The organism is Mycobacterium sp. OAE908 (genome assembly GCF_017872775.1).
Lineage (GTDB): Bacteria > Actinomycetota > Actinomycetes > Mycobacteriales > Mycobacteriaceae > Mycobacterium.
This window is the reverse complement of sequence record NZ_JAGGJL010000001.1, coordinates 2,659,836-2,674,735: the sequence shown is the minus strand read 5'-3', so window position 1 is coordinate 2,674,735 and position 14,900 is coordinate 2,659,836. Positions and strand designations below refer to the sequence as shown.

General features: G+C 65.9%; 21 protein-coding genes. 10 read left to right on the top strand and 11 right to left on the bottom strand.

Going from position 1 to position 14,900, the window contains the following annotated elements:
- Positions 1–3 precede the first annotated feature (3 nt).
- On the bottom strand, positions 4–222 hold the full coding sequence (locus tag J3E61_RS13155; RefSeq protein WP_192725460.1) for a hypothetical protein: 219 nt from the start codon (positions 220–222) through the stop codon (positions 4–6).
- 44 nt (positions 223–266) lie between these two features.
- Here J3E61_RS13155 and J3E61_RS13150 point away from each other — a divergent pair, with 44 nt between their 5' ends.
- On the top strand, positions 267–1,136 hold the full coding sequence (locus tag J3E61_RS13150; RefSeq protein WP_210083838.1) for a 1,4-dihydroxy-2-naphthoate polyprenyltransferase: 870 nt from the start codon (positions 267–269) through the stop codon (positions 1,134–1,136).
- Here the strand turns inward: J3E61_RS13150 and J3E61_RS13145 are convergent.
- Positions 1,133–1,699 carry a Clp protease gene (locus J3E61_RS13145; protein WP_210083837.1) on the bottom strand — a complete coding sequence of 189 codons (567 nt, stop codon included), beginning with the start codon at positions 1,697–1,699 and terminating at the stop codon, positions 1,133–1,135. The two genes, J3E61_RS13150 and J3E61_RS13145, sit on opposite strands and share 4 nt — an antisense overlap.
- 2 nt (positions 1,700–1,701) lie before the next feature.
- The gene (locus tag J3E61_RS13140; protein ID WP_192725463.1) at positions 1,702–1,902 is read right to left on the bottom strand and encodes a helix-turn-helix domain-containing protein; all 201 of its coding nucleotides are present in this window, start codon (positions 1,900–1,902) and stop codon (positions 1,702–1,704) included.
- Positions 1,903–2,005: 103 nt separating this feature from the next.
- Between J3E61_RS13140 and J3E61_RS13135 the strand changes: the two genes are divergently transcribed.
- From J3E61_RS13135 to J3E61_RS13110, 6 genes are read left to right on the top strand one after another with little or no spacing between them, the layout of a single operon-like run.
- Positions 2,006–2,998 (top strand): MoxR family ATPase, encoded by a 993-nt coding sequence (locus J3E61_RS13135; protein WP_210083836.1) that lies wholly within the window; start codon positions 2,006–2,008, stop codon positions 2,996–2,998.
- An 8-nt stretch (positions 2,999–3,006) separates the two neighbouring features.
- Positions 3,007–3,879 carry a DUF58 domain-containing protein gene (locus J3E61_RS13130; RefSeq protein ID WP_210083835.1) on the top strand — a complete coding sequence of 291 codons (873 nt, stop codon included), beginning with the start codon at positions 3,007–3,009 and terminating at the stop codon, positions 3,877–3,879.
- Positions 3,869–4,342, top strand: a complete 474-nt coding sequence (locus J3E61_RS13125) for a hypothetical protein (RefSeq protein WP_210083834.1) — start codon at positions 3,869–3,871, stop codon at positions 4,340–4,342. Before J3E61_RS13130 ends, J3E61_RS13125 begins: the two co-directional genes overlap by 11 nt.
- Positions 4,333–5,337, top strand: coding sequence for a hypothetical protein (locus tag J3E61_RS13120; protein WP_210083833.1), 1,005 nt, complete (start codon positions 4,333–4,335; stop codon positions 5,335–5,337). The genes J3E61_RS13125 and J3E61_RS13120 overlap by 10 nt, the downstream gene beginning before the upstream one ends.
- On the top strand, positions 5,334–6,278 hold the full coding sequence (locus tag J3E61_RS13115; protein WP_210083832.1) for a VWA domain-containing protein: 945 nt from the start codon (positions 5,334–5,336) through the stop codon (positions 6,276–6,278). The genes J3E61_RS13120 and J3E61_RS13115 overlap by 4 nt, the downstream gene beginning before the upstream one ends.
- Positions 6,275–6,988, top strand: coding sequence for a hypothetical protein (locus J3E61_RS13110; RefSeq protein WP_210083831.1), 714 nt, complete (start codon positions 6,275–6,277; stop codon positions 6,986–6,988). The genes J3E61_RS13115 and J3E61_RS13110 overlap by 4 nt, the downstream gene beginning before the upstream one ends.
- Here J3E61_RS13110 and J3E61_RS13105 read toward each other — a convergent pair.
- Positions 6,985–7,329, bottom strand: a complete 345-nt coding sequence (locus J3E61_RS13105; protein WP_192725470.1) for a nuclear transport factor 2 family protein — start codon at positions 7,327–7,329, stop codon at positions 6,985–6,987. The two genes, J3E61_RS13110 and J3E61_RS13105, sit on opposite strands and share 4 nt — an antisense overlap.
- Positions 7,330–7,358: 29 nt before the next feature.
- On the bottom strand, positions 7,359–7,538 hold the full coding sequence (locus tag J3E61_RS13100) for a hypothetical protein (protein WP_210083830.1): 180 nt from the start codon (positions 7,536–7,538) through the stop codon (positions 7,359–7,361).
- A 118-nt stretch (positions 7,539–7,656) separates the two neighbouring features.
- On the opposite strand from J3E61_RS13100, the gene J3E61_RS13095 reads away from it, so the two are divergent.
- Positions 7,657–8,310 (top strand): response regulator, encoded by a 654-nt coding sequence (locus tag J3E61_RS13095; RefSeq protein WP_192725472.1) that lies wholly within the window; start codon positions 7,657–7,659, stop codon positions 8,308–8,310.
- On the opposite strand, the gene J3E61_RS13090 is transcribed toward J3E61_RS13095, so the two are convergent.
- Positions 8,288–8,662, bottom strand: a complete 375-nt coding sequence (locus J3E61_RS13090) for a response regulator (protein ID WP_192725933.1) — start codon at positions 8,660–8,662, stop codon at positions 8,288–8,290. The two genes, J3E61_RS13095 and J3E61_RS13090, sit on opposite strands and share 23 nt — an antisense overlap.
- A gap of 128 nt (positions 8,663–8,790) precedes the next feature.
- Between J3E61_RS13090 and J3E61_RS13085 the strand changes: the two genes are divergently transcribed.
- Positions 8,791–10,374 (top strand): DUF4118 domain-containing protein, encoded by a 1,584-nt coding sequence (locus J3E61_RS13085; protein WP_210083829.1) that lies wholly within the window; start codon positions 8,791–8,793, stop codon positions 10,372–10,374.
- Between the two features lie 19 nt (positions 10,375–10,393).
- Here the strand turns inward: J3E61_RS13085 and J3E61_RS13080 are convergent, their stop codons facing one another.
- The 4 genes from J3E61_RS13080 to J3E61_RS13065 form a co-directional block, all read right to left on the bottom strand.
- Positions 10,394–10,624 carry a hypothetical protein gene (locus J3E61_RS13080; RefSeq protein ID WP_192725474.1) on the bottom strand — a complete coding sequence of 77 codons (231 nt, stop codon included), beginning with the start codon at positions 10,622–10,624 and terminating at the stop codon, positions 10,394–10,396.
- Between the two features lie 92 nt (positions 10,625–10,716).
- Positions 10,717–12,171 (bottom strand): NAD(P)/FAD-dependent oxidoreductase, encoded by a 1,455-nt coding sequence (locus J3E61_RS13075; protein WP_210083828.1) that lies wholly within the window; start codon positions 12,169–12,171, stop codon positions 10,717–10,719.
- Between the two features lie 52 nt (positions 12,172–12,223).
- Positions 12,224–13,258 carry an aminotransferase class V-fold PLP-dependent enzyme gene (locus J3E61_RS13070; RefSeq protein WP_210083827.1) on the bottom strand — a complete coding sequence of 345 codons (1,035 nt, stop codon included), beginning with the start codon at positions 13,256–13,258 and terminating at the stop codon, positions 12,224–12,226.
- Positions 13,255–13,581: a DUF4229 domain-containing protein gene (locus tag J3E61_RS13065; protein ID WP_210083826.1), complete on the bottom strand. Its 327-nt coding sequence runs from the start codon at positions 13,579–13,581 to the stop codon at positions 13,255–13,257. The genes J3E61_RS13070 and J3E61_RS13065 overlap by 4 nt, the downstream gene beginning before the upstream one ends.
- 47 nt (positions 13,582–13,628) lie before the next feature.
- Between J3E61_RS13065 and J3E61_RS13060 the strand changes: the two genes are divergently transcribed.
- Entirely contained in the window at positions 13,629–13,793 is a 165-nt protein-coding gene (locus J3E61_RS13060) for a hypothetical protein (protein ID WP_192725478.1), read from the top strand.
- A 1-nt stretch (position 13,794) separates the two neighbouring features.
- Here the strand turns inward: J3E61_RS13060 and J3E61_RS13055 are convergent, their stop codons facing one another.
- On the bottom strand, positions 13,795–14,889 hold the full coding sequence (locus J3E61_RS13055) for a MinD/ParA family protein (protein ID WP_210083825.1): 1,095 nt from the start codon (positions 14,887–14,889) through the stop codon (positions 13,795–13,797).
- Positions 14,890–14,900: the final 11 nt, after the last annotated feature.

Sequence of the window (14,900 nt, the reverse complement as noted above, 5' to 3'; positions counted from 1 at the left end):
GCGCTACTCGTCCTCGGCCTCGTCGGCGGAGGGCTGCGAAGCGCGCCGGGAAGCGTCGCGGATCTCGAACATGTCGGTGGCGAAACCACCGATGGCGTTCGCGACGTCCTTCACGGCGGTGGTGATGATCGACGCCACCTCACCCACGGTTGATGCGCCTGACTCGACGATTTCCTGCATAGCGTCCTTGCGGATCTCTGTCTTGCTGAGTCGGTCGTCCATGCGCTCAGTCTGCCACGCCATGCGCCCGTGCAAGACTGGCGATCGTGGCCAGCTTCGCGCAGTGGGTCGAGGGCGCCCGCCCACGGACGCTGCCCAACGCAATCGCGCCGGTGATCGCAGGCACCGGCGGCGCCGCGTGGCTGCACGCCGCGTGCTGGTGGAAGGCGCTCTTGGCGTTGCTGGTGGCGGTCGCGATGATCGTCGGCGTCAACTACGCCAACGACTACTCCGACGGGATCCGCGGGACCGATGACGTTCGGGCCGGGCCGTTGCGGCTGGTCGGCTCGAGGCTGGCGGCGCCGCGCAGCGTGTTGACGGCCGCCGTGGTGAGCCTCGCCGTGGCAGCGGTGGCCGGCGTGGTGCTGGCCTGGTTCAGCGCGCCGTGGCTGATCGCGGTCGGCGCGGCGTGTATCGCCGGGGCATGGTTGTACACCGGCGGCAAGAAGCCGTACGGGTACCTCGGACTCGGCGAGGTCGCTGTATTCGTGTTCTTCGGTCTGGTCGCTGTGCTGGGTACGCAGTACACCCAGGCGCTGCGCGTCGACTGGGTCGGGTTGGCGCTGGCCGTGGCGATGGGTTCGTTGTCGTCGGCTGTGCTGGTCGCCAACAATCTGCGCGACATCCCCACCGACAAGGAGTCAGGGAAGATCACGCTGGCGGTGCGACTCGGTGACACCCGCACCCGGGTGCTGTATCAGAGCTTGCTTCTGATCGCGTTGGCGCTGACGTTGGCGCTGATGCTCGCGACACCGTGGGGTGCGGCGGGGCTGATAGCGGCGCCGCTTGCCTTTCGTGCATGGGGTCCGATCCGAAAAGGCCTGGGCGGCAAGGACCTTATCCCCGTGTTGCGCGACACCGGCCTGACGATGCTCGTCTGGGCCGTCGCAGTAGCGGTGGCGTTGACGTTTGGCTAGGCGGCCTCGTCGAGCAGCCCGATGACCGCTGTGCGCAACCGTGCGGGATCAACGTGCTCGCTGATCAAGCCGAGTGTGAACTTGTCACCGCCGCGAAGAACCCCCAGCACGATGTGCTCACAGTTGATCCCATTGTCCTTGTGCGCCAGTGCTTCTCGTAGCGCAAGTTCCAGGACCTTCTTGGCGGATCTGGTGAACGGCAAGTGGCCGCGGCGGCGTGGACGGCGACCGGACTTTCGCAGCGAATCGTCATAGGTGCCCGGGCCGAACGTCCGGTCCACGGCGTCACGCACCGCATGCAAATCGATTCCGATCGAGCGCAAAGCGTCGGCGTCTGCTTCGAAGGACTCATCGTCTGACCGATCTGCGGAGGCGAGTCGGTCGCGCACGACGTCCGGCCGCAAACCGAAGTCTGACAGCACAGCCGAAAGATCGCGCCCTGCGCTTTGCAGAACGCCGACCAACACGTGCTCCGGCCGGATCTCCTGCGCGCGCAGTTCGCGGGCCTCTTCCTGAGCCAGCACGACGGAGACCCGTGCACTGCGGCTGAATCGCTCGAACATCGTCAACTCCTTCGGTTGTACTTCTGGTGCACGGCCTGCCGGCTCACCCCGAGCGCCTCGGCGATCGCCTGCCAACTCCAGCCCTGATCACGGGCGTTCGCGACATGAATGGCCTCGAGCCGCTCCTGCAGCTGACGCAGGGCCCTGACCGAATGCAGTCCCACGGCCGGATCGGCACTGGTCAACGCCTCGGTGTCAGTCATGTGTCAACTTTACTTGACGTCATTCGATCATGACAACCGTGTGTGTATACCGTGGCCGGGGGGGTACTCAACGCACTTCGTCTCGATCCTTCGAAAGGCATCCATGACCGCAGCACGCGCGCAGTCCGACGTCGCCGAGACCCAGCGCGTTGTCGGCGCGATCGCCGAGGCGTTCTCGGCGAAGGTGGTCGGGCAAGAGAACTTGCGCGAATCGCTGCTCATCGGACTGCTCGCCGGCGGGCACATTCTCATCGAGAGCGTTCCCGGGCTGGCCAAGACAACCGCAGCCCGAGTGATCGCCGAAGCCGTCCACGGCGGGTTTCAACGCATCCAATGCACACCGGACCTGCTGCCCAGCGACATCATCGGCACTCAGGTCTACGAAGCGCAGACCCACTCATTCGTCACCCAATTGGGTCCGGTGCACAGCAACATCGTGCTGCTCGACGAGATCAACCGCTCCAGCGCCAAGACGCAGAGCGCGATGCTCGAAGCGATGGAGGAGCGTCAGACCACGATTGCCGGCAAGGTGTACCCGATTCCGGAGCCCTTCTTGGTGATCGCGACCCAGAACCCCGTCGACCAGGAAGGCACCTATCCACTTTCCGAGGCGCAAACCGACCGATTCATGCTCAAAGATGTGCTGCGCTATCCCTCTTCAGAGCAAGAGGTCGAGGTGATGGCGCGGTTGGACGCCGGGGTGTACGACAAGGACCGCGGTACCCGGCCCGTTGCCAGCCTCGATGACATTCGCCGCCTGCAACAGGTCGTCCGCAATGTCCACATGGACCGGGCGTTGATGCTCTACGCCAGCCGCCTTGTCAACGTCACGCGCGCTCCCGACCAGTACTTGCCGAGAAACCTTGGCCGCGTTATCGAATACGGTGCAAGTCCGCGCGCCACCATCGCCTTCTGTCAGGCGGCACGTGCGCTCGCGGTGCTTTCGGGACGCACCCACGTCATCCCCGACGACATCGCCAAACTTGCCCATCGGGTGCTGAGGCACCGGCTGATTCTCGGCTTCGAGGCGGCGAGCGCGAACATCACGCCGGAAGTGGTCATCGACGCCGTGCTGCAAGCGGTGCGGGTGCCGTAGAGGTCGCGGTGGGCAAGCATCTCCACAGAGCCAAGGCACATTTCGGCACGGACACCCGCGGCATGCTGGAAGGCGGCCGCTATGCCCTGCTGCACACCCGCAGCATGGAATTCGACGAGCTGCGACCCTACGTACCGGGCGACGACGTCCGTGACATCGATTGGAAGGCGTCAGCCCGGTCGGGCACCGTGTTGATCAAGCGCTTCGTCTCCGAGAAGCACCACAAGATCCTCCTTGTCGCCGACACCGGTCGCAACATGTCGGCGCTGACCCCCAGCGCCGAGACCAAACGCGATGTCGCCACGAACATTCTGGGTGCGATCGGATTGATCACCATCGGGCGCGCCGACCAGATCGGCCTGGTGTACGGAGACGCTCGCGGCTGCATCAACATTCCCGCGCGCCGCGGCGAGACTCACATCGAGAGCATGCTGCACCGGTTTGCGACCCACACCCGCGAACAGCAGGGAACCAGCGACATCAGTTGCCAACTCGATTACGTGGCAACGCATTATCGTCATCCGCTGCTGGTGGTCGTCGTCTCTGACGAGCCCGAGGTTTCCGACCGTCTCGAGGACGCCGTCACCCGACTGCGGGCCCGGCACGATGTGCTGTGGGCGATGGTCGCCGACATGCCCGCGGTCGCAGGAGCCGACGACGAGCGGGGTGGCTATGACGTGGCGACGGGGCGGTTCGTGATGAGCGGGGCTGCGCTGGGTCCACGCATCGTCGCCGCGTATCGGCGCGCCGAGAGCGAAAGAGTCAGCCGGCTAGCGGAATTCATGACCGCGCACGCGATTCCGCACACCACCATCACCGGCAGCGCGGAAATCCGAAACCGACTGGTCGAGCTGACGCAGGTGTTCGCCCGTGCCGGATGATCTGCTCCGGTTCGTCAGTGGTACTCCGCCATACTCGCAGTGGTGGCTGTGGTTGGCGCTGGCACTCATATTGCTCGTGATCGCCTGGTATGCAGGCGTAATCGTCTGGACATTGCCGTCGCGACAATTGCGCCGCCTGCCGGTGATCCGATCCTTGCACGGTTTTGTGTTACGCAGGCGGTTCACCCGCAGCATCGGTGCGGCTGTCGCCGGGCATCGCTGCGGGAGCCTGACCGCCGCGGCCGCCGGCACCCGGATCAGCCAGACGTTGCGAAGTTTCCTGCACCAGGCCACGGGCACACCGGTCCAGTACATGCACGTCGAGGCGATCGTGGCCAGTGAGCTGGCTGCCGCCGGGCCGGTGTTCGCGGCACTCAACGATGTCCAATTCAATTCCGACTCACACGAAGACATGGCCGACCTCGCGAACAAGGCCGAGGAGTTGATTCGGACATGGAGCTGAGTTGGTGGCCCGTCGCCGTCGTCGGATTCTGCTGTCTGACAGGGGCGGTCGCGTTGGCGGTGTTGTCGGCGCGAAGCGAAGTCCGTCGAGGATTGCGTCCGCTGGCCAACACCGCGCGGTTGACCCGGCTGCCGGGCTATGCCCGGTTGGCGCGAATGCGTTTCCTCGCGATGCTCGTCGCCTTGGTGCTGTTACTGACGGTGTTCTGCGCTGCCGTGGTAGCGAGCGCACGCCCCACCGGATGGTCGTGGAGTCCCGATGACGATGTGCCGCAGGACATCATGCTCTGCGTTGGTCAGCCGGTCGCCGACCCGGCCACCTCGAAATTCCTCACCTACTTCGCCGCCAAGGCGAAAACATTCGGCACCCAGAGCATCGGGCTTACCTCACCGACACGCCGCGTGGTTCCGATGACCCGCGATTACCAATACGCCGCCGGCCAGTTCGGAACATACGCCGAACTTGCTCAACACCAGGCCGATCCGGTTGTGCGCGCGACGGCTGCTGGCTTTGCACCTCCGGTTTCGTATGTCGACTACGCACCGAGTATCGATGACGTTCTCGCGCTGTGCATGACCGGCTTTCCGTCGTTCGAAGACAAGAGCACCCACCGTCGCACGCTGATCTATTTGGGCCCCAGTTCGATCCGTGCACCCGGCGAGACACGGCCGGCTTTGTTCGTCAGCCAACGCGTTACCGATATGGCGGAGCAGGCCGGCGTCCAGATCAACGCCATCACCACCTCACCCCGCGGCAGAGAAGCCGGGCTGCGGTCCATCGTCGAAGCCAGCGGGGGACAGTTCTTCTTCTACGACGCCGCGGATGCTGCGCTCGGCGCCGATCTGGACTCCATCGGCGAGCGGCCACCAGCGGCAGCCCTTTCCGGTGACGCAACGATACTGGGGTGGCGCTCGGATTCACCCGTCGTTCCGCTCGCCACCGGCGTGATTGCCGCCGCCCTGTTGTGTGTATCCCTCGCGGTGCTGCGCCGATGAACTTCGATCCCGTTTTGCCGCCGGCCCTGCTTCTGGTGATCGCGCTGGTTCTCCTCGTGATTCGGCTGATCACGATGTACCAGCTGCACACCACGGCGGGAGCGCGGTGGTCGACCGTGTGGCGCTGGTGCGGACTGACTCTGGCGGTCACCCTGGTGATGATTGCGGCATTGCGGCCGTGGCTGGCGGCTGGCGGGCAACCGGCTACGGCTTCGGCGCCGGCCGGTGAGAACGTCAACGTGTTCTTGGTCGTGGACCGGTCCCCGGATTCTGCCGTCGCCGACTACGGGGACGCCTCACGCATGGACGGCATCCGCGCCGACATCGCCGGATTGATCGACCGGTATCCAGGTGCGCGTTTTGCGGTGATCGATTTCGCGTCGCGGGCCTCATTGGATTGGCCGCTATCCGAAGATGTCTGGAGCCTACGGCCCGTGACCGCGCGGTTGGCGCCGTACGACGAGCCGGACGGAGGGGCGGCGGCAGATGCGGCTGCAGCGGCGAACGTGCTGCGCTACCAACTCATCGGCGCCGGACAGCAGTACCGCGATTCGGCGAACCTGGTGTTCTACTTCGGATCAGGCGCACCCGGCTCCGGCGCGCCGCAGGGTGAGTTCGAGCCGCTAGCAGGCACAGTCGACGGTGGAGCCGTGCTCGGTTACGGCGCAGCATCCCGGTTCGACCAGACGCGTCTCGAGGCCATCGCCGGGCAACTCGGCGTTCGATACGTCCATCGCACCCCCGGTGAGCCGCTTCCCGCGAGCGCCCTGCAGCCGAATTCGACTGCGCGGCAGCCGAATACCGTGACCGGTGCGACTGCCCGCACCGAGCTGTACTGGGTGTTCACGCTACCGGCGTCCGTACTGCTGCTGTTCGAGCTCTTCTTGACTGTCCGCGAGATTCGTAGGACAAGGACGGCGAGTCGAGAGGCGGCCCCGTGAAACAGGTTCCCTCGCGCCTGCGGCTGCGCCGACGTCTGCTGCTGTTCTCGACCCCAGTCATGATCGTCGCGCTGCTGACGGCGGCCAAGCTGATCTCTGCGGTGACTGCGGCAAGTTCAGCGGGCGCACATTTCAGCGAGGGCCAGGTCTCCGCGCTTCGCACCGACGTGGCGACGATGAACACCGTCAACCTGATTGAACCGGCGAAGGCACCGTTCGCCGCGGGCACCCTGGCAGTGCTGGAGGGTCGCCTCGATGAGGCAGACGACCACTTCTCCGAGGCGTTGACGCGGGCCGACGCGGGACTGGCGTGTCCGGTTCGGGTGAACCTCGAACTGGTGCGTGAGCGGCAGGGTGACCTCGCCGCCTGGGAGGGGCAACTCGACAAAGCACGCACCATCTACACCGGTGCGCTGACCGTCATCCACGAGGCGCGCGACGGATGCTTTGCGGCCAATACGGATCCCGACGCTGAGCGCCGGGCGATCCGCAACGATGCAACGGCGCGGCTGAACACCAAGATGGCCAATCTCGGGAAGACGGCACCGGCGCCGCCACCACCGCCTCCACCCGCTTCGCCGCCGCCCGCTCCGCCGGCCGGGCAGACCTCACAACAGGTCGACGAGCCGACCGGACCGCTGCGGTTGAACCCGGGGGCGGGCGACCCGATCGAGCGGCTGCGCCAACTGCTGAAGGACGGGGCCGGCTAGCCGGTCGACGTGCCCGTCCAGTACTCGACGAAGCGGCCGTCGTTGAACCGCAGGATGTCGTTGCCGGTGAACCGCGCCGGACCGTCCTTCGTCGCACCGGTACCGACCCAGCGGGCAGCGACCAGATCGCGCTCGACGAACGGCTCGATCTCGACGACGAACATCAAGTCGGACAGCATCTGATGCGTTTCGTCGACCATCGCCTGCAGTTCGTCGGGTCCGTGTACATCATGAGTCGGCCAGTGACCGACGAAGTCGTCGGAGACCAGTTCGGCCGCGGCGACTTTACCGGTCCACAGCTCCGTTATCCATCGCTGATAGAGCGCCTTTGCTGTCGTCATAGCCGACGCCTACCCCACCGTGCCGCAAACTATGCGATGCCGAACAACGCGGTGAAGTCCACCGCTGCAATGGGACTACGGCTGCCAAGACCAACGGCGACCGTGAACACGAGCGCGAATGCGCCGACCGCCTCGGCGACGTATTTGTCCAGAACTCGCGGCGTTTCAGCGAGCGCGCGCGGAGCGTGGAGGTCAACGCTGACCGCCATCCAACATTCCTGCTAACCCGAGGATCGAATACCTGCTAGCGGTAAACCTGCTGCCCCGACTGTGAATTCCATGCAAGATTGGTGGGTCTGCCCCTTTCCCGGCGTTGGAAGGATCCACATGTCTGCAGTGCAGGTCGTCGTCGCCGACGACGACGTGTTGCTGCGCGAGGGGCTCGCCAGCCTGCTCGAGCGCTCAGGCTTCGAGGTGGTTGGCCAAGCCGCCGATGCAACCGAGTTGCTCACCGTCGTTCGCGACCGCAAACCGCAACTCGTCGTGGTCGACATACGCATGCCACCGACACACACCACCGAGGGTCTCGACGCGGCGCGCGTGATCCGGACGGAACTGCCCGACACCGGAATCCTGGTGCTGTCTGCACACGTCGAGGTCGAGCACGCAACCGAACTGCTGGCCAGCGGGCACGCCATCGGTTACCTGCTCAAGACCCGCGTCACCGACGTCGCCGATTTCGTCGACACCCTGGAACGCGTCTCCAAGGGTGCGTCCGTCGTCGACCCCGCACTGGTGCAGGAGCTGGTCTCCGCGCGGCGCCGCGACGACCCGCTGGCGGCGCTGAGCGCACGTGAGAAAGAGGTGCTGATGCTGATGGCCGAGGGGCGATCGAACGCCGGCATCGCCCGGCGGCTCTGGGTCACCGAAGGCACCGTCGAAAAGCATGTCCGCAGCATCTTGACCAAGCTCAATCTGCCCGAAACCGGCGACGACCACCGCCGCGTGCGGGCGGTGATCACTTACCTTGAGGCCCGCTGACGTTGACCAGATTCCGGATGGCGTCAGGCGACAGCGAGAGCTTCTGCAAAAACCCGACCGCCGGGCTGGCGTTGATCATCTCTTCGAGATCCGATTCGGCGTAGGTGGACACGAGAATCACCGCCAAGTGGCTTGCGGCGCCCGCACGGTCGAGTTTCTCGGCGAGCTCGAAGCCGTCCTCACCGCCGAGGTCGATATCCACCAGCGCGACGTCTGGATGAAAGTCTTCGTAAAACCTAAGGGCCTCAGCGCTATTGGACGCCTTACCGACTACGCTGATGCCCGCCCGCTCGAGCATCGCGCTTGCGGCGTCGCGAAACTCGGCGCTGTCGTCAACGATCAAGCAGCGCACGTCGACTCCCGCGGCAAACATGGTTCTGAGCTTCGCAGATGTTCACCATGATCGCATTCCCGCTAGCCGGAACTCCTACCATCCTCACAGGCAATAATCGATGAGCCGTGCTGTGTTGAAGAGGCCAGATGAATCAGAACTCCGCGTCGCTACCCGCGCCTGAACCGCGGCCGCTGACCACGCGACTGCTGGCGCTTGTGGTGCGGCCGACCTCACCACCGGTGTGGCTCGGCGTCGTCGTCGCCGCCGCGTTCATCTGCGCCGAAACGCTCCTGGTGCACCAACTGCAGCGCATCGCGCCCGAGAACGCGTTCGGCGTGCTCTTCCTCGTCGGCGTGTTGGTCGTCTCGGCTGGGTGGGGTTTCCGGCTGGCCGTGGCCACGACGCTCGCCAGTGCGGCGGTCTACGTGCAATTCCACATGGACACCGGCACGGGATTTCTGCCGACGCATCCACAGGATGCGCTGGCCATCCTGATCTTCCTGCCGGTGGCGCTGCTGGCGAACCTGCTCGCCGGACAGGCCCGGTTGCGGGCCGCTGAAGCCGAGCAGCGCAGGCGCGAGGCAGAAGCAAGCCGCGCCAAGGCGAGCGCACTCGCTGACCAACAGACCGCGCTGCGACGCGTCGCGACGATGGTGGCGCGTGGAGTCGACCCGGCACAGGTTTACCCCGCAGCCGTTGCCGAACTGTCCCACGGCCTCGGCATCGACAATGTTGCATTGATTCGCTACGAGTCGGGCGAGGCGCTGGTACTGCTCGCAGGCCGCGACGATGAGGGACCCACGAAAATGGCTATCGGAGAGCGGATTCCGCTCGACGGCGACAATGTTGCCGCTTTGATCCTCGAGACCGGCGAACCGGCTCGAATGGATACTTACGACGGTGCCACCGGCGCCACGGCTGATCGGGTCCGTCGCCTCGGCCTGCGCTCGGCGGTGGGGGCTCCGATCATCGTCGACGGCGCCACGTGGGGCGCGCTGGTGATCGGGACGGCGCAGAGCGAGCCGCTGCCTCCCGGAACAGAGGACCGCATATGCGATTTCGCCGACCTCGTCGCGACGGCGATCTCCAACGCCGAAACCCGCGCGGAGCTCACCGCGTCACGCGCGCGCATCGTCGCCGCGAGCGATCAGGCCCGGCGCCGCTTCGAGCGCGACCTTCACGACGGTGCGCAGCAGCGCATCGTCTCGCTCGGTCTGCAGCTGCGCGCGGCCGAGGCGGCGATCACGGAAGAACACCCAGAGCTGCGGGAACACCTTTCGAATGTCGTCGACGGTTTGGTCGGCGTCTCGACGGAATTGCAGGAGATCTCCCGCGGGATGCATCCCGCGATCCTGTCGAAGGGCGGGCTGGGCCCGGCCATCAAGACGCTGGCACGGCGCTCAGCCGTGCCCGTCGAACTCGATCTGAACGTCGATCGCCGGCTGTCGGAATCGGTTGAGGTCGCCGCCTATTACGTGGTCGCCGAGGCATTGACCAATGCGGCCAAACACGCGCAGGCATCTGTCGTGACGGTGAGCGCGGTCGCCGACGACGACGAGCTACACCTGAAAATCCATGACGACGGGGTTGGCGGCGCCGCGGCGGGCGGAGGGTCGGGGTTGATCGGACTCAAGGACCGGGTCGAGGCGTTGTCTGGCCGGCTTGGCATCAGCAGCCCGGCCGGGAGTGGGACGACCTTGACGGTGGTCATCCCACTCCGGAGCGAATAGCCGGTGCCTAGAATGGGTTTCAGCGCCCGCCGTGGTGGAACAGCAGCACGTCGCCGAAGAACGGGTACTGCGCTTGGTAGTCGACTGGCGGCGGGGTGGCGATGATTTGAGCGTTCCCTTCGGACTCGCAAACGCTGGCCGTGCCGGTCGACGTACAGCTGGGCGCGGCTGCGGCCAGCGGTGCGACCGCAATCGCGACGGCACTCGCGCCGGCAACCAACAGCGGCGGAATCAGACCCCGGATTTTCATTTTCGCGTTACTCCTTTGTTGGCCTTTTTGTAGGCACTCTCAGGATCGCGCGGCCAGTAGCCGAAGTCGTCAACGCTGCCACCCATCTGTGGCTAGCAGTTATCCCCCACCAGATACGCTCCCGGTTCCAGCTCCCGGGTTCGGCGGGTGTACGTCGCCCACCGCCATGGCCACTGATTCGGGCTGTGCCCGTTTTCGTCGAGATACCAATTGCCGCAGCCACTCCACACCGTGTCGGGAAGAGCCTGCCTGACCTCGTTGTGGAAATCGTCGGCGATCTGACGACGGACTTCGATCTTGCGGGTGCCGGTTCGCTTCAGTTCGGCGAGCGCCGCGAGCACATGCGTCATTCCCGCCTCGACGATGAACACCACCGATCCGGTTCCGCCGTTGGTGTTCGGGCCGTAGAGCAGGAACATATTCGGAAACGCCGGAACACTGAGCCCTAGATAGGCTTTCGGCGTCTCGGCCCACTCGTCGGCGAGTCTGCGGCCGCCGACACCGCGGATTTCCATCGGTGCGACGAAGTCGTGGGACTTGAACCCCGTCGCGAGCACGAGCACATCGGCCTGGCGTTCAACGCCATCGCCGCCGACCACGCCGTGCGGCGTGATCCGCTGCACCCCACCGGTGATCACCTGCACATTGGGTTTGGCCAGCGCGGGATACCAGGCGTCAGTCACCATCACGCGCTTGCAACCGAACTCGTCTTTTGGGGTCAACGCTTCCTGCAGCGCCGGATCCGCGATCGCGTCGCGTATCCGCTTGCGGCCAAGCGCCTTCAACGGCGTCAGCAGCCACTTGCGTCGCGTCATCCCGATGGCGCCGAACTCCATGAACGCCTGAACCGACCGGCGGTCGAGACGTTGCAGCGCCGGAAAACGCCGGAAGAGCCGCTTGGCACGTTCGGAGTATTCGTAGTCCATCCGCGGCATCGTCCACCCCGGCGACCGCTGGTAGACGTCGACCGTCGCCACCTGCGGCTGGATGGCGGGCACGACCTGTGCGGCGCTGCAACCGGTGCCGATGACGGCGACCCGTTTGCCGGTCAGATCGACGTCGTGACGCCAGGTCGCGGTGTGGAAGGCCGGCCCCTCGAACTCATCGAGACCCTCGATGTCGGGATACTTCGGCGTGGACAACTGCCCGCACGCAGTGATGAGAACATCCGCGACATGCTCGCCGGTGGCGGTGTCGAGCACCCAATGTCCGCGGTCGTCCCAAATCGCCGAGCGCACTTCGGAGTTGAACCGGAACATCGGCTCGACACCCTGCTCGCGCACGACCCGTTCCAGATAGGCCTTGATCTCCGGCTGCGGCGCGTACCTGCGCGACCAGTCGGGGTTCATCGCAAACGAGAACTCGTAGAAATGCGACGGAACGTCGCACGCCGCACCGGGATAGGTGTTGGCGTGCCATACCCCGCCGAGACCGGGGTTCTTCTCGAACACGGTGACGTTTTCGTAGCCGGCGCGTTTGAGCATCGTCGCGGCGGCGATTCCGCCGATGCCTCCGCCCACCACGGCAACAGAAAATGTGGAGGTCATTTGTCCTCCCTTCCCGCGGTGAGTCTAGGCCGCGCCGAGGCGAAAAAAGGCGCTATCGGAGCGCGTCGAGCAGGCGATCCAGATCGTCCTCGGTGTTGTAGAGATGGAAGCCGACGCGGACGGCGCCCGCGCGCACCGACGCGCGAATACCGGCCGCGCGCAGCTTGTCGGCCGCATCGGCAATAGGGATCGACACGATGGCCGAATCCTGCTGGGGCAGATCGAGTTCCATGCGCGCGCGGTTGGCCAATCCGACGGTGTGCGCCTCGATCGCGGCGCCGTCCAGCGATGCGAGCCACGGCAGCGTGAGGCCTGCGCCCAGCGCGCTGAACCAGCCGGGCGAGGCGTCGAAGCGGCGCGCACTGTCGGCCAACCGCAGCGGCAAACCGTAGATCGACTGCCACGGGTCTTCCCCCGCATACCAGTTCGCCGCATGCGGCGTCATGATGTGAGCGATCCTGTCGCTCAACGACATCCACGCGGTGCCGCGCGGCGCCAGCAGCCACTTGTACACCCCGGCCGCCGTCACATCCGCCCAGCCGACATCGACCTGTTTCCAGCCAAGCGCCTGGGTGATGTCGAGGACGGTCAGTGTGTCAGTGCCCGCCACCGTCCGCCGCAACGCGTCGGCGTCGAGCACCGCGCCGTCAGCCGACTGCACCAGGCTGGCCGCCACCACATCGAAGTCGGCCGCGTCCGAAACCAACTGTTCGGGTGTCAACTCGGTGACCGTCACGCCCCTGCCCGCTTGTGCGGCGAACGGGAACGTGGTGCTGGTGAATTCGCCGGCCACGGTGGCCACCCGGCTGCCGTCGGGAATGGCCGCTGCCACCAGACCCAGCACGGCGGAAACGTTGCCGCCCATGGCCACCGAATCGACTGGAACACCGGTCAAAGCGGCATAGGCGGCGCGGCCCGCGCGAACCGGTTCGTCGAACGACGACGCCTCCATTGTCCCGGCCTGCCAGGCCGCGATGCAGTCCTGCAATGCGTCGATGAGGAAGCCCGGCGGCAGGCCATAGGTCGGCGAGTTGAGAAACCCGTCGGCGCCTGCGAATTCGGCACCGAACGCTGCGCGCGCCGTCATTCGGCTGGCGGCCGGTCGTCGCTTGCGGACTCCTCGCCGCGCAGCCTGGCCTGCAATTGCTCGCGATCTTTGCGGCGCTGTTCGTCGAAAACGGCGATGCTTGCGGTGGCGCGACGCCGCAGCGGGGAGAAGATCCAGATGCCGAGCGGAAGCGCGATCACCAACGCGAACAGCAGCGCGACGACAAGCGGGAAATCACGCACGCCGAGCAGATGTCCGGCACCGAAGATCACCGCGGTCAAGACGACGACGAGCAGCAGCCGGGCCAGGACGTAGAGCAGCACGTCCACCACGAGGCCGGATCGGGACGGTCGGTCAGACACGGCCCGAGCCTACCGACGGCGCGTATATTCACACCAAGGAGGTTTTTGTGGCGTATTTGCTCCTGATACTCGTCTTGGCCGGTTTGATCTACGCCGGCTGGCGGCTGACGCGGATGACAGCGGCGGCTCGCCCGAAGACGCGCGTGATCGGCCCGGACGACGATCCGGATTTCCTGCGGCGGCTCGGCCACGGGGACAACAACCCGCGCTGACCTAGCCCGACTGGGCGTCTTGGCGATTCGCACCCGAAAAACCGTTGGCGACGACGGCCGCCAATTCGATCAACGCCTCCCGCGTCTGCGGCTTGAGCCGGTCGAGGCTGATCTCCGCGCCCTCCTCCAGGTGCGGATCGAACGGGACCTGAAGCACAGCACGGCAACGCCGCGAGAAGTGGTCGACCACCTTCTTCAAGTCGACCTTGCCCGAGCGCGGCCGCACCGCGTTGATGACCGCGATCGAGTTGCGCACCATGTCCTGATGACCGTGGGCGTCCAGCCAGTCCAGCGTGGCCGAGGCGCTGCGGGCGCCATCGACCGAACCTGAGCTGATGACGACGAGCACGTCGGCCTTGTCCAACACGGCCGACATCGCCGAGTGCAGCATTCCGGTGCCGCAGTCGGTGAGCACCAGGCTGTAGAACCGCTCGAGCACCTCGAGTGTGCGGGTGTAGTCGTCGGAGCTGAATGCCTCGGACACCGCGGGGTCCTGTTCGGACGCGAGCACCTCCAGCCGGCTGGGGCCCTGCGAGGTGTAGGCGCGGACGTCGCTGTAGGCCTCGATGCCCTCGGCGTCGCGCAGCAGGTGCCGCACGGTGGCAGGCGTCTCCAGCGGGACCTTCTGGCTCAGCGTGCCGCGGTCGGGGTTGGCGTCGACGGCGACGACGCGGTCACCGCGGATGGACGCAAGCGTCGCGCCCAGCGTCGCGGTGATGGTGGTCTTGCCGACGCCGCCCTTCAACGACAGCAGCGCGATCCGGTAGCAGCCACGCAATGGTCGCCGCACCTCGGCCACCAGGCCGTTGCGCCGGTTGACCTTCGGGCTTTCCCCGACGTTGACCAGCTTGAAAGTGCCGTAGTACAGCCACTTGCGCCAGCCCTCGGACGGGGCGCGCTTGGGCTGGCCCAGCAGGGCGACGGTCGAAAGGTCGAAGTAAGGCGTCGGGTCGTCCTGCTGTGACTGCAGCGGGCGCGACGCATATCCCAGCGGCAGCCCGTTCGGTGGGGTCGGCGCGGTCCATTCGGCAGGCACCGCCTCCGCCGGATCGCTGAACCGCTGCTGGTCGCGAAAACCCGCCTGCTGGTCAGACAACGCGTGCGCCC

Excerpts from the sequence above, each read along its gene's own strand:
- J3E61_RS13105 (WP_192725470.1), bottom strand. The coding sequence starts at position 7,329 with ATGACGACAGCAAAGGCGCTCTATCAGCGATGGATAACGGAGCTGTGG.
- J3E61_RS13120 (WP_210083833.1), top strand. The coding sequence starts at position 4,333 with ATGGAGCTGAGTTGGTGGCCCGTCGCCGTCGTCGGATTCTGCTGTCTG.
- J3E61_RS13095 (WP_192725472.1), top strand. The coding sequence starts at position 7,657 with ATGTCTGCAGTGCAGGTCGTCGTCGCCGACGACGACGTGTTGCTGCGC.
- J3E61_RS13085 (WP_210083829.1), top strand. The coding sequence starts at position 8,791 with ATGAATCAGAACTCCGCGTCGCTACCCGCGCCTGAACCGCGGCCGCTG.
- J3E61_RS13135 (WP_210083836.1), top strand. The coding sequence starts at position 2,006 with ATGACCGCAGCACGCGCGCAGTCCGACGTCGCCGAGACCCAGCGCGTT.
- J3E61_RS13155 (WP_192725460.1), bottom strand. The coding sequence starts at position 222 with ATGGACGACCGACTCAGCAAGACAGAGATCCGCAAGGACGCTATGCAG.
- J3E61_RS13145 (WP_210083837.1), bottom strand. The coding sequence starts at position 1,699 with ATGTTCGAGCGATTCAGCCGCAGTGCACGGGTCTCCGTCGTGCTGGCT.
- J3E61_RS13070 (WP_210083827.1), bottom strand. The coding sequence starts at position 13,258 with ATGACGGCGCGCGCAGCGTTCGGTGCCGAATTCGCAGGCGCCGACGGG.
- J3E61_RS13100 (WP_210083830.1), bottom strand. The coding sequence starts at position 7,538 with ATGGCGGTCAGCGTTGACCTCCACGCTCCGCGCGCGCTCGCTGAAACG.
- J3E61_RS13080 (WP_192725474.1), bottom strand. The coding sequence starts at position 10,624 with ATGAAAATCCGGGGTCTGATTCCGCCGCTGTTGGTTGCCGGCGCGAGT.
- J3E61_RS13075 (WP_210083828.1), bottom strand. The coding sequence starts at position 12,171 with ATGACCTCCACATTTTCTGTTGCCGTGGTGGGCGGAGGCATCGGCGGA.
- J3E61_RS13115 (WP_210083832.1), top strand. The coding sequence starts at position 5,334 with ATGAACTTCGATCCCGTTTTGCCGCCGGCCCTGCTTCTGGTGATCGCG.
- J3E61_RS13140 (WP_192725463.1), bottom strand. The coding sequence starts at position 1,902 with ATGACTGACACCGAGGCGTTGACCAGTGCCGATCCGGCCGTGGGACTG.